A 12,653-nucleotide genomic window follows, 5' to 3' on the forward strand; every position below is an offset into this window, starting at 1 on the left:
CCCGGGTCTCCGGGGAGCGGACGTTTTTGTGTCGGTCCCTCCGCAGTCGGGCCACGTCCCTCTGCGGTTCGGCCGTCCCTCAGCCGTTCGGCCGTCCAGCGCGCGGCCCGTCCGCGAACCGGCAACGGCGGCCCCACGCGCGGCTACGATGGCGCCATGGAAGATTCGATCACGCTGCGCTTCCTCGCCGCGCCCACCGACGTCGCGGCCGACGGGACCACGGTGCAGGCGGGAAGGGTCCTCGAGTGGATCGACAAAGCCGGCTACGCGTGCGCCGTCGGCTACTCGGGCGGCTACTGCGTCACCGCGTACGTCGGCAATGTGCACTTCACCCGGCCGATCCGCAACGGCTACCTGATCGAGGTCAGCGCCCGCATCGCGCACACCGGCCGTTCCAGCATGCAGGTGGTCGTCACCGTCGACGCGGCGGACGTGCGCGCCCGGCAGTTCCGGCCGGCGATGGACTGCATCCTGGTGTTCGTCGCCATGGATGAGCAGCGGCGGCCCCGGCCTGTTCCGCCGTGGGCGCCGACCGACGACGCGTCGCAGCGGCTGGCCCGCGGGATCGAGGGCCGGCTGGAGGCCCGGCGCGAGATCCGCGAGGTGATGAGCGCCCAGGCATATACGGATGCTGGCACCACTCCCTCCGAAAGCTTCCGTTTCCTCGCCGCCCCCACGGACGTGAACTGGGGCGGCAACGCCCACGGCGGGATCGTGCTGCGCTGGATTGACGAGGTGGCCAGGGCCTGCGCCATGGGATGGTGCGGTGCCGACGCCGTGGCGGTCTACTCCGGCGGCATCCACTTCCTAAACCCCGTCCACATCGGCGACCTGGTTGAACTCTCCGCCCGGATGATTCACACCGGTCCGCACTCCATGCACATCGCCGTCCACGTCCGGGCACGGGACCCGCGCGGCGGCGACTGGCGGGACACCACGCAGTGCATGACCGTCTTCGTTACCCGGGACGAGGCCGGGCACGCCGCCAAGGTTCCGCAACTCGTGCTGCGCTCCGACGAGGATCGGCGGCTGGCCGCCCACGCCCAGGACCTGGTCCGGCGGCGCGCGGCACTTCCCCCGCTGGAGTTCGGCGTCGAGCGGACCTACTGACCCCCGCTTCCCGGCACAGGGTGCGGAAGCGCCGGAGCACGCACAGGTTGGACGTTCCACTTCACGGGCAGGTGCGGCAGGGGTCCGCCGCCCCTTCCCGCGCGCCGTGGAAGGCGCAAGAATGAACGCGGCACGGAACGCGCCGCATCCACTACGGAAGGCAGACCCATGGCACTGGACCTGAACCCCTACCTGCAGTTCACCGGCAACGCCGCGGAGGCGATCGAGTTCTATCACTCCGTGTTCGGCGGCGAGCTGAGCAAAATGACCTACGCCGAGGGAATGGGCGACGAGAGCCCCGAGACCGGCGGGAAAATCATGCACTCGTCCGTGACCGTGGACCGCGGCTTCCTGCTGATGGCGTCGGACGTGCCGCCCGAGATGCAGGCCTCCCCGAACGGCTACATCTGTGTCAGCTCCAGCGGCGAAGACCCGGGCGAGGACGACAAGCTGCGCAGCTACTGGGAGGGCCTGAGCGACGGAGCAACCGTCAACCAGCCGCTTGAAAAGGCCCCGTGGGGCGACTACTTCGGGCAGCTCACGGACAAGTTCGGTGTGAACTGGATGGTCAACATCACGGCTCCGGAGAACGCCGGATCAGGCCAGTAGCCGCCGAGGCAGAACGGGGACCACATGGCCATAACGGAGTTCGACCGCTACCCGCTGACCTTCGGCCCCAGCCCGGTTCACCACCTGCCGCGGCTGAGCAAGCATTTGGGCGGCGCGCAGATCTGGGCCAAGCGGGAGGACGTGAATTCCGGCCTGGCCTACGGCGGCAACAAGACCCGCAAGCTCGAGTACATCGTCCCGGACATCCTCGCCGAGGGCGCGGATACCATCGTGTCCATCGGCGGCTTCCAGTCCAACCACACCCGGCAGGTAGCAGCGGTGGCCGCGACACTCGGCCTCAAGGCGCTGCTGGTGCAGGAGAACTGGGTGGACTGGCCGGACCCGCTCACCGACCGGGTAGGCAACATCCTGCTCTCCCGGCTGATGGGGGCGGACGTCCGGCTCGACCCCGCCGGCTTCGACATCGGCATCCGCGACTCCTGGCAGAACGCCATCGCCGAGGTCGAGGCTGCCGGCGGCAAGCCCTATCCCATCCCGGCCGGCGCCTCCGAGCACAGGCTCGGCGGGCTGGGTTTCGCCAATTGGGCCTATGAGGTGCAGCAGCAGGAAAAGGACCTCGGCGTCTTCTTCGACACCATCGTGGTCTGCACCGTCACCGGCTCCACCCACGCCGGGATGATCGCCGGGTTCGCCGCCCTGCAGGACGCCGGCGGCCGGGCGCGCCGCGTGCTCGGCATCGACGCCTCCGCCACCCTGTCCAAGACCCGCGACCAGGTCGGCCGCATTGCCCGCAACACGGCGCAGCTGATCGGGCTCGAGCGGGACCTGCACGACGACGAGATCTCGGTGCTCGAGGGCTGGGCTGGCGACCTCTACGGCATCCCGGTCGAATCCACGCTGGAAGCCATGCGGCTGAGCGCCTCGCTCGAAGCCATGATCACGGACCCGGTCTACGAAGGAAAATCCATGGCCGCCCTGATCGACCTGGTCAGCAGCAAGGAGATCCCGGCCGAGAGCACTGTGCTCTACGCACACCTCGGCGGCCAGCCGGCCCTCAACGCCTACAGCGGCCTTTTCCGGAGCTAGGAAACTACGACGGCGGTGCTCGCCCGAGCGCCGCCGTTCAGTTGAGCCCGGGGCTGGCAGCGGATGGTCAGCGGGTTAGCTGGAGCACGCTGATGTACAGAATGGTCACGGCAACCGCGGCCAGCAGTTGCCACCAGATGACGTGTTTCCGGACGGCTGGCCGCCGATGCACTTCGTGCTGGTATTCAACGGCATCGAGGGCAAGGCCGATAAGGACGGCACCGCCGAGGTTCATCCAAAACCCGTTGCCCGCGATATTGAAAAGCGTGATGAACAGAAAAATGAAGGCAATCCCGAGCAGATCGCGGAAGACTTTGCCGCCGCTGGAAAACTTCCACTCCAAGTAGCTTTTCGGCTTTTGCTGCGTTTCTGGGACGGTTTGATCGTGGGTTGTCATGCATTTCCTCCGGGCTTAGTCTGCCGTCATTGTGCCATGACCGCGGATTAAGTCGAAGTTTGGGCCAGCTTCACGATCCACTCGGGTGTCTGGTGCCCTTGTTTCTTGTCCGTCACCACGCGGAGCTTGGCTGCCTGGATCCTGACACTGTCCTGTTGTGGGGAGTCAGCGGCTCTGGGAAAGGCCGGAACAGCCTCCACGTCCTCAAGCGCCGTGACCTGCTGAGCCAAACCGTCGTTCGAGGCGACCTGAAGAATCCGCGCTTCTTCCTCGCCGGCCAGATGGCTTTCGGCGAGCAACGCCAACACCCCAAGCCCCACCACCTTGCGGTCCAGGCTGGGGGACATGGACGCATCCAGCGCCCACTCCGCCCTCGCCCACCACTGCGCCCGGCGGTCTGCCTCGGCCTGCGTCCGCATGCTGCGCCAGCCGATAAAGGCGGCGATAAGGGCAGCCAACAGGATGGCCAGCGGACCGAGAGAGGCGAGAACGTCCCACCCGTCCGGGGCGTCGTTGCGGACCACAACCTCGACCGGATCTGGAGCTTGCAGCGCGATCATGGCTCCAACCTAGGGCATGCATCGGTTGATGTGGCATAGGACATTGGTCAGCAGAAGTGGCGGCTGCACCTTTTCTCAAAGACTGGGATGATCAGGCCATGACTAAGTCATCGATGATCATTCCTTCAGATCTTGCCCGTGCGGCCCGCGCACTAACCCAGGTTTCGTCCAAGGTGATCGGCAAGGCATCCGGCCTGGACAAAAAACAGGTGCGCGACTTCGAAAAGGGCAACCAGGCCCTGACCCCGGAGCAGAACTGGCAATTGCGCCGTGCCTTAGAACAGTTCGGCGTCGTCTTCATCGAAGACGACGATCACGGCGGCTACGGAGTGCGTCGGAAGTTCAACGCTTCCAAGATCGCGCGCTTGGAAACATGGGAAGGCGAAGGCGGCACGGCTCACGAGGACAATATTTAGGTTAGTCGCCGGCTGTAAAACGGCATTGGTCGAACGCAGTTCATTCCCTGACCGTGTGCGGCACTCATGGGTAGAGCCCCACATCGAGTTTTAGCCCGAGCTCCGTTTCCGGCTGACCAAGCATTTCTGATGCCGTCAGGAGAACGCCGGGTGTAGCTCCAAAACGTGGAGCCGCACCCGGCGTATTAGTTTGCCCTCGCATGGGCGCAACTGGTAGCTCTGAGTGCGCTCGCGCGATGTGTTATGCCGCTGAGGTTATCCGTTAGCCGCGGGTGGGCGCGGCAGCTCCCAGACCTGCGCAAATTCGTCCGCAACCAAGGGCCAGACCTTCAGGAGACCCTCCTCAACCGAGTCGATGCCATCGGCCAAGGGCTCATAGACGACGAATTCGTGTGGAATCACTCTGCCGGATACATCCTTACGCTCCCAAGGATCTGGGAAACGCAGCGCCACCTTTTCGCCGACGCGGTGGCAGACTTCCGAATCATCCCCGATACGCGAAAAGACGGCGTCGTATTCCGGGAGCGGATCGTCGAATCCTCCGTAACGGCGAAACCGGAATCCCCAGGTTTTCCCACGAGTGGCCCAGATGAGCCTCATCTAGAGCTCCTGAGAAGGGTTTGCTCCTTTTCGCCCTTGTCCAAGTCCATTCGGAAGCCCGTCAACGTTGCTGTCACGAAGTCTCGCTTAGCCAATGCTTCGGAGTTGACCTCCCTGAGTTTGTCCCCGGCCAGTTTGGCCGCATCGTTGATGAGATCTGGACCAACAAGGTTCAGCAGAAGGCTTATTGGACCGGCGGGCTTAACCTTGCTTCCGACTAGGGCGGCGGCTAAAGCTCCGGCACCGCCTAACAGATTTTCGACCACTTTCCCAGGTATTTGCTTCAGCTGGGCCCACCGGACGTGTCGCTCGAATGGGAGCACGGCGGCCAGCGGCAGGATCAGCTCAACACCGACTCGTTTGGCCACCTGAATCGTGTCTGCGTCGAACTTCGCTGACGAGAGCAGGACGAAGTCTTCACCCACGGACAGCGCATCTTGGCCTTCCACAAAGCCAGCGATGACCTCACGCAGGTCTTCCATTTCATCGCTGGCCTTCTCTATGAGGACATCTCTGAACTTATAGACGTCCAGATCCGGCAGCAAATCGGACTTCGACAGCGCCATAATCCAGATACGAGGGAAGTCGACGAGAGGCCTACCGTCCTCAAGCACATCATCTTTGAGTGACAACAGTCCGTTGCGGAATTTGGTGAATAACGACTTGAGGTACCGTTCCTCCTCTCCGGAGTTGTCCAGCAACCGCTGACCGTCCACTAGCAAGAGAGCAACATCAGAACCCAACAAATTCTTGAAAGTGTCGACTCTGCGCTGGGCCTCCTCTGGCCCGCTCACGTCCTCCTCGAACCATTCCCCTGGGTAGTCGTGCCAGACAAGACGCAGTGCATCGAACGGCTTAGCCTTCATCGCCTTGGCATTAGCCCCATCTTTCAGCTTGACCGAGAAGGAGTAGGACGTGGCGGCGAAACGGGTGGTCATGGGCAGCCGTGCTGAATTCTTCATGCCAAGGTAGTTTTGGTGCAGACGATTGCCTTGGCCTGTACTGTCAGCCACCACTCGGAACAGGCTCTTCTGGAGATGATGAGGCTCCTGGGTGGCCCCGTAAAAGGAGGAGACCATCACGGTCTTGCCGCTGCCGCTTTCGCCAAACACTGCAATGTGTTGCTCTAGCGCTCTCTTTAGTTGCATACGGGGAGCTTACGCGATCCGGTCGTGCACCTAGCACGCCACCGTACCGGCTAGCCGGTCGGCGTGTTCTCTCTGCACAGCATGGGTTTGAACACTGGGGTTGCGATACAGGGAGAGTCATCAGCGGAAGGGGGTCAGCCGCTCATGCGGATTAGTGCCTGAGCAAGGGCAGCCTCGAAACCGCCGGAATTCTTGTGCGGAGCTGTGGCCTCTCCGCTTGGCCCGTGATCACACCCCTGGATGGGCTCGAACTCCACGCAGAATATGCAACGAAAGACGCCGGGTGCGGCTCTGTAGATAGAGCCGCACCCGACCCTTTTCATTCACTGTGCTTCCGCAGGACCGCCGGCCCGCCCGACCATCGGGCTGCTTGTGGCGAAAGATGCGTGGACCGGGCGGCCCTGCGGAAAGTTTTTGGTGCCGGCGGCTGACCGGGGGCTGGCTAGTGGACCCCGGCCCGCCGCCGGACGAATGGTGGCAACTTAGGCCGCAGCAACCACCTTCGCCGGCGACTTCTCCAGCAGGTAGTTCTGGTACGCCGGGATGGTCAGGAAGGCCGGGAACTCTTCGCCGAGGGCACACTCTTCGAAGATTTCGCGGGCGTCGTCGAACCGATCGCCGTCGAACCGCGGCAGGCCGGCGAACTCTTCCTCCAGCAGTTCGCGGACCCATTCGCGGGTGATGATCTCGCCGTCGTCGGTCACTGCGTGGGCGTGGATCCACTGCCAGATCTGCGAGCGGGAGATCTCCGCCGTCGCGGCGTCCTCCATCAGGTTGTGGATGGCCACCGCGCCGTTGCCGCGCAACCAGGACTCGATGTACTGGATGCCGACTTCCAGGTTGGTGCGGATGCCGGTCTCGGTGATTGAGCCTTCGGTGCCTGCGATGTTCAGGAGGGCACCGTCGTCGGGCGTGACATCCTCGCGCTGACGGTCCAGTTGGTTGGGCCGCTCACCGAGCACCGAATCAAACACCTCGCGGCAGACCGGCACCAGGTCCGGGTGCGCCACCCAGGAACCGTCGAACCCGTCGGAGGCCTCGCGGGTCTTGTCCGCGTGCACCTTCTCCATGGCGATGGCGTTGGCCTCCGGGTCGCGGCGGCTGGGGATGAACGCGGCCATCCCGCCGATGGCCATGGCGCCGCGGCGGTGGCAAGCGCGGACCAGCTGCTCGGTGTAGGAGCGCATGAACGGTGCCGTCATGGTCACCTGCGTCCTGTCCGGCAGCACGAACCGCGGGCCGCGGGCCCGGAAGTTCTTGATCACCGAGAAGATGTAGTCCCAGCGGCCGGCGTTCAGCCCGGAGGCGTGCTCGCGCAGCTCGTACAGGATCTCCTCCATCTCGAACGCGGCCGTGATGGTCTCGATCAGCACGGTGGCGCGGATGGTGCCCTGTGGGATACCCAGCAGGTCCTGCGCCAGGATGAACACGTCGTTCCACAGCCGGGCTTCCAGGTGCGATTCGATCTTCGGCAGGTAGAAGTACGGTCCGCGGCCCTGGGCGATCAGCCGCTGGGCGTTGTGGAAGAAGTACAGGCCGAAGTCCACGATGCCGCCGGCCACCGGTTCGCCGCCGATCAGCATGTGCTTCTCCGGCAGGTGCCAGCCGCGCGGCCGCACCACGATGGTGGGCAGGTCGGTCAGCGTCTGGCCGGTCAGCTTGTATTCCTTGCCGGTGTCGGAGACGAAGTCGATCCGCCGCTCCAGCACGTCGGTCAGGTTCAGCTGCCCGTTGACCACGTTGGACCAGCTGGGCGTGGAGGAGTCCTCCATGTCCGCCAGCCACACCTTGGCGCCGGAGTTCAGCGCGTTGATGGTCATCTTCTTCTCCACCGGCCCGGTGATCTCCACCCGGCGGTCCTCCAGCCCGGGTGCCGGGGGAGCGACCTTCCACGAAGAATCCTCGCGGATGTGCCGGGTGCCGGGCAGGAACTTCGGGTCGTGGCCGCGGGCGATCGAGCGCCGCCGGTTCTCCCGCTGGACCAGCAGCTCGCGCCGTCGGGCCGCGGTGGCCTGGTGCAGCCTGGCCACGAACTCCAGCGCCTGCGGCGTCAGCACTTCCTCCTGCCGGCACACGGCCGGGCCCGTCAACGTAATCCCGTTCAAGGTAATCGGATCGTTCATCGCTCATTCACTCCTCAAGAAAACTTTTGTAAGTACGACGCCGGCGCCCCGCCTGGGTGCCAAAGGTGACCTTCGGATCTGAGGTGCGGAGCCGGGACCCGGAAAGCGGCTAATAGCTTTCGTAAGGCCGTCCGCGGCCGTCGGAAGGTCGTGCCGCGGCGGGTCCCGGCGCAGCGCCGGGGTGCGCCCCGTCGTCGTTAGTGGAACTGGCCCTCTTCGGTGGAGCCGACCAGGGCCAAGGTGCTGCCGTTGGGGTTGAGGGCAGTGGAGATGGTGTCGAAGTAGCCGGTGCCCACTTCGCGCTGGTGCTTGGTTGCGGTGTAGCCGCGGTCTTCGGCGCCGAATTCGCGCTCCTGCAGGTCCACGTAGGCGCTCATCCCGTTGCGGGCGTAGCCGTGGGCCAGGTCGAACATCGAGTAGTTCAGGGCGTGGAAGCCGGCCAGGGTGATGAACTGGAAGGTGAAGCCCATCGCCCCGAGCTCGCGCTGGAACTTCGCGATGGTCGCGTCGTCCAGGTGCTTCTTCCAGTTGAAGGACGGCGAGCAGTTGTAGGAGAGCATCTGGTCCGGGAACTCGGCCTTGACCGCCTCGGCGAACTTGCGGGCCAGCTCCAGGTCGGGGGTGCCGGTCTCCATCCAGATCAGGTCCGAGTACGGGGCGTAGGCCTTGGCCCGGGCGATGCACGGCTCGATCCCGTTGCGGACCTTGTAGAAGCCCTCGGGGGTGCGCTCGCCGGTGATGAACTCGGCGTCGCGCTCGTCCACGTCGGAGGTGAGCAGCGTGGCGGCCTCGGCGTCGGTCCGGGCTATGATCACGCTCGGCGTGCCGGCGACGTCGGCGGCCAGCCGGGCCGCGTTCAGGGTGCGGATGTGCTGGCCGGTGGGGATCAGCACCTTGCCGCCCAGGTGGCCGCACTTCTTCTCACTGGCCAGCTGGTCCTCCCAGTGCACGCCCGAGGCGCCGGCGGCGATCATGGACTTCATCAGCTCGTAGGCGTTCAGCGGGCCGCCGAAGCCGGCCTCGGCGTCGGCCACGATCGGCACCATCCAGTCCTCGACGGTCTGGATGCCCTCGGAGAACTCGATCTGGTCGGCCCGCATCAGCGCGTTGTTGATCCTGCGGACCACCTGCGGCACCGAGTTCGCGGGGTACAGCGACTGGTCCGGGTAGGTGTGGCCGGAGAGGTTGGCGTCGGCGGCCACCTGCCAGCCGGAGAGGTAGATGGCGCGCAGCCCGGCCTTGACCTGCTGCACCGCCTGATTCCCGGTCAGCGCGCCGAGCGCGTTGGTGTAGCAACCTTCGGCGGCCTCCTCGGTGAGCTGCTTCCACAGCTTCTGGGCGCCGCGCTTGGCCAGCGTGTGCTCTTCCTGGACCCGGCCGCGGAGGCGGATGACATCCGCTGCGGTGTAGTCGCGAGTGATGCCCTCCCAGCGGGAATCGGCGGCCCACTCGAGCTCCAGTGCCTTGGCCGCTTCCTCAGCGTTCATCGGGGCCGGCTCAAATGATGCAGTCATTGCTGTCTCCTGTTCGGTGTCGGGTCCGGCAGGTTCCGATCCTCGGTGATCGGTCCGGGCCAAATCCTTCGTGAAACCGACTATTCCGCACTCTGCAACACCCAAACCAGAGAATGTGCTGGAAAAATTTGCAGTTCTTCTCGTATTCTCAAGAAATGACAACCACCAGCTGGAATCGTCCCTCCAAGCACGACGGCGGTGCCTCCGCCGAGCCCGAGATCGACGTCATCAGCCTGGGCCGGCGGGTGCGGCACCTCCGCAAGGCCCAGGGCATGACGCTGGACGATCTAGGTGCGGCCGTCGGCGCCGCGCCGTCGCAGCTCTCGCTGATCGAGAACGGCAAGCGCGAACCCAAGCTCGGCATGCTCCAGGCCCTCGGCAAGGCCCTGGGTGTGGGCATCGACCAGCTGCTCGGCGCCGAGCCGCCCAGCCGCCGGGCCGCGCTGGAAATCGAGCTGGAACGCTACCAGCGCGGACCGCTTTACGAGTCGCTCGGACTGCCCAAAGTCCGCGTCAGCTCGCGGCTTTCCTTGGACGTGCTGGAGTCATTGGTCGGGCTGCAGCACGAGCTGGAGCGCCGGCTGGACGAACAGGCCGCCACCCCCGAAGAAGCGCGCCGCGCGAATACTGAACTGCGGGCAGAAATGCGCGCTAGGAACAACCACTACGAGGATATCGAGGCCCAGGCCCAGGAGCTGCTCAAGGCGGTCGGTTTCAAGGGCGGTCCGTTGTCCCACCACGTGGCTGCGGACATCGCCGAGCACCTCGGTTTCAGCCTGCAGTACGTTAGCGACCTGCCGCATTCGACCCGGTCCGTGACGGATTTGAAGAACAGCAGAATTTACCTGACCCAGGGACACCGCTCTGAACACGACCCCCGGTCAGTGCTGCTGCAGGCCGTGGGCCACTACGTCCTGGGGCACCAGACGCCCACCGACTACGCTGACTTCCTCCGTCAACGTGTCTACACCAACTACTTCGCCGCCGCGCTGCTGATGCCCGAGCACGCCACCGTGGACTTCCTGCAGAAGGCCAAGGCGGCCAAGGAACTGGCCATCGAGGACCTGCGCGACGCCTTCAGTGTTTCCTACGAGACCGCGGCCCACCGCTTCACCAACCTGGCCACCCACCACCTGGGGATTACCTGCCACTTCCAGAAGGTGCACGTCTCCGGCATCATCCACAAGGCCTACGAAAACGACGGGGTGAACTTCCCCGCCGACCACACAGGCGCCATCGAGGGCCAGCCCGTCTGCCGCAACTGGACCTCACGGGCAGTGTTCGATGTGCCGGACAAGTTCCGTGCCTTCAACCAGTACACGGACACCAAAGCCGGCACGTTCTGGTGCACCGCGATCACCGAGCGGCACTCGTCGGGGGAGTACTCGCTGAGCATCGGCATCCCGTACAAGGAGGTGAAGTGGTTCCGCGGCCGCGACACCACCGAACGCTCCGTCTCCAACTGCCCCGACGAATCCTGCTGCCGCCGCCCACCCGCCGACCTCGCCGCCCAATGGGCCGGCCACGCTTGGCCCAGCGCCCGCGCCAACTCCCACCTCCTCGCAGCCCTCCCGCCCGGCGCCTTCCCCGGCGTCGACGAGACCGAGGTGTATGCGTTCCTCCAAGCGCACGGGACGGTAGTTTCTGGTGCGGGCAGCTTAAACAAAACTGTCCCTCGCACGTGGTAGCGTTCGAACCACAACGATGTTGGGGCCGACGTTGGAAGGGAAATGTAAGCATGGAAGGCGTCTGGCTTGCCGAATCCCAGTAATCTCGGCACATTTAGCTTTGCGCCGCGGCGCGCTCCACATACAGTCGCCGCCGAGAAGACAGGCGTGCCAAGCGTCGAACGAACGCTCAGTGTACAATATAGTATATTGCACTATTTGACCTCTGGACTGGGAGTCAAACATCTAGCTAATTTATCTTGTAGAGGTGAAATGGCTGCGGTAAGGAGGTGTGCCGACAATGACAAAAATTGTTGAAGGAAACAACGGAGCTACTCTTGATCGCGTGCCTTGGCAAAAGGTTAAGGAACTCCGCGATGACGCTGAGCTTCACGCAGCTGAGGTCCACGAGGAACATTGGCCTGTTGACCTTGAAAATATGCCTGTAGATGCCACCGTCGTGGCTGAGCGCCTTGGCGCAAATGTGTTTTGGGCCGACTTGGACGATGAAGAGTTAGACGGGTTCATTTACATGCCACGAGCCCGCACCCCAGAAATCACCATCAATGAGAATAGCTCGCTAGTCCGCCGGCGCTTCACTACTGCGCACGAAACAGGCCACTTGGTGTACGCGCGTGAAATCAAGCCGCCAGCTACGACTGGATTCGTTGATGGCGATACGACCCTAGGCGATGGCGCCTTGAGCGATGAGGTTAGAAACCGTGACCAAGAGGCACGGCAGGGAACTTCAGAAGAAGAAATCTATGCGAATGCTTTTGCTGCAGCGCTGCTAATGCCGCGCAAGTTGGTTATGCAACTGCGGGAAGCGGGAAAATCTGTCCAGCAAATGGCCAGAATTTTTCGCGTGTCAGAAGTGGCGATGGGCTATAGACTGAAGAATCTCGGCTTCGACCCTGTTCGACAATGACCGATTCCGCACTTTCGACTAAAGGAGAGGCTGACGGCACGGACGATGCCGAGCGCCTCCAACAGAAAACCAGATCCGCGGGACGAGTGAGAGACGTCAAGGATGATTTAGGGTCCAAGGCAGAGGGCTCTGAAGGCACACCCGGTATCCAGATGTTCCAATCAGTCCGGGGTATCGCACCTTTCCTCGGGCTTGCTTCGATGTATGCGAATGCTTTGCATTCGCGTGGAAAGTCTTCGGACAGTCGCTTGGGTTCGTTTCTCACCGCTCATCCCTGGTTGTTTCGTCTATCGTTCACCTTGGATCTGCTGCTACAACTGGCGTTGGTCCTCGTTATTATGTATGTCTTCGTCAACGGTCTCGCACCGGGCATCTTGGATGCGATGTTCCCTTGGAGAGTCGACGAGACGACAACGACTTGATCGACCAGACCTTCAGCAAGGACAATCTAGGGGACTGCCAAGGGGATTCCTTCCCGCTTTGACCCGTCCTGCTCGTACCTGCGTGTCCTGGGGATAATGCCGTTCTCTTCTT

Annotated in this window: 13 protein-coding genes; 7 read left to right on the forward strand and 6 right to left on the reverse strand. The window is 63.6% G+C overall.

What is annotated here, in order from left to right:
- The first annotated feature begins 156 nt into the window (after positions 1–156).
- From AC5RUH_RS02030 to AC5RUH_RS02040, 3 genes are all read left to right on the forward strand, one after another.
- On the forward strand, positions 157–1,110 hold the full coding sequence (locus AC5RUH_RS02030) for an acyl-CoA thioesterase (protein WP_494127771.1): 954 nt from the start codon (positions 157–159) through the stop codon (positions 1,108–1,110).
- A gap of 168 nt (positions 1,111–1,278) precedes the next feature.
- Positions 1,279–1,719, forward strand: a complete 441-nt coding sequence (locus tag AC5RUH_RS02035; protein ID WP_494002091.1) for a VOC family protein — start codon at positions 1,279–1,281, stop codon at positions 1,717–1,719.
- A gap of 24 nt (positions 1,720–1,743) precedes the next feature.
- The gene (locus tag AC5RUH_RS02040; protein WP_494127772.1) at positions 1,744–2,766 is read left to right on the forward strand and encodes a 1-aminocyclopropane-1-carboxylate deaminase; all 1,023 of its coding nucleotides are present in this window, start codon (positions 1,744–1,746) and stop codon (positions 2,764–2,766) included.
- A 67-nt stretch (positions 2,767–2,833) separates the two neighbouring features.
- On the opposite strand, the gene AC5RUH_RS02045 is transcribed toward AC5RUH_RS02040, so the two are convergent.
- Complete coding sequence (locus AC5RUH_RS02045; protein WP_494013229.1) at positions 2,834–3,163, reverse strand: hypothetical protein; 330 nt, start codon at positions 3,161–3,163, stop codon at positions 2,834–2,836.
- A 47-nt stretch (positions 3,164–3,210) separates the two neighbouring features.
- A complete protein-coding gene (locus AC5RUH_RS02050; protein ID WP_494127773.1) occupies positions 3,211–3,723 on the reverse strand; it encodes a hypothetical protein in 513 nt (170 codons plus the stop codon).
- A gap of 98 nt (positions 3,724–3,821) precedes the next feature.
- Here AC5RUH_RS02050 and AC5RUH_RS02055 point away from each other — a divergent pair, with 98 nt between their 5' ends.
- Positions 3,822–4,139, forward strand: a complete 318-nt coding sequence (locus AC5RUH_RS02055; protein ID WP_494127774.1) for an XRE family transcriptional regulator — start codon at positions 3,822–3,824, stop codon at positions 4,137–4,139.
- A 255-nt stretch (positions 4,140–4,394) separates the two neighbouring features.
- Here AC5RUH_RS02055 and AC5RUH_RS02060 read toward each other — a convergent pair whose 3' ends face one another.
- The 4 genes from AC5RUH_RS02060 to aceA form a co-directional block, all read right to left on the reverse strand.
- A complete protein-coding gene (locus AC5RUH_RS02060) occupies positions 4,395–4,739 on the reverse strand; it encodes a hypothetical protein (RefSeq protein ID WP_494127775.1) in 345 nt (114 codons plus the stop codon).
- A complete protein-coding gene (locus tag AC5RUH_RS02065; RefSeq protein WP_494127776.1) occupies positions 4,736–5,887 on the reverse strand; it encodes a TRAFAC clade GTPase domain-containing protein in 1,152 nt (383 codons plus the stop codon). Before AC5RUH_RS02065 ends, AC5RUH_RS02060 begins: the two co-directional genes overlap by 4 nt.
- A 482-nt stretch (positions 5,888–6,369) precedes the next feature.
- Entirely contained in the window at positions 6,370–8,010 is a 1,641-nt protein-coding gene (gene aceB, locus AC5RUH_RS02070; protein WP_494127777.1) for a malate synthase A, read from the reverse strand.
- Positions 8,011–8,207: 197 nt separating this feature from the next.
- Complete coding sequence (gene aceA, locus AC5RUH_RS02075) at positions 8,208–9,524, reverse strand: isocitrate lyase (RefSeq protein WP_494127778.1); 1,317 nt, start codon at positions 9,522–9,524, stop codon at positions 8,208–8,210.
- A 128-nt stretch (positions 9,525–9,652) separates the two neighbouring features.
- On the opposite strand from aceA, the gene AC5RUH_RS02080 reads away from it, so the two are divergent.
- The 3 genes from AC5RUH_RS02080 (at position 9,653) to AC5RUH_RS02090 (ending at position 12,541) form a co-directional block, all read left to right on the forward strand.
- Positions 9,653–11,212, forward strand: coding sequence for a helix-turn-helix domain-containing protein (locus AC5RUH_RS02080; protein WP_494127779.1), 1,560 nt, complete (start codon positions 9,653–9,655; stop codon positions 11,210–11,212).
- 280 nt (positions 11,213–11,492) lie between these two features.
- A complete protein-coding gene (locus AC5RUH_RS02085) occupies positions 11,493–12,119 on the forward strand; it encodes an ImmA/IrrE family metallo-endopeptidase (RefSeq protein ID WP_494127780.1) in 627 nt (208 codons plus the stop codon).
- The gene (locus tag AC5RUH_RS02090) at positions 12,116–12,541 is read left to right on the forward strand and encodes a hypothetical protein (RefSeq protein WP_494127781.1); all 426 of its coding nucleotides are present in this window, start codon (positions 12,116–12,118) and stop codon (positions 12,539–12,541) included. The genes AC5RUH_RS02085 and AC5RUH_RS02090 overlap by 4 nt, the downstream gene beginning before the upstream one ends.
- Positions 12,542–12,653 lie beyond the last annotated feature (112 nt).

The sequence above is a fragment of the Arthrobacter sp. Y3223166 genome, assembly GCF_059090935.1.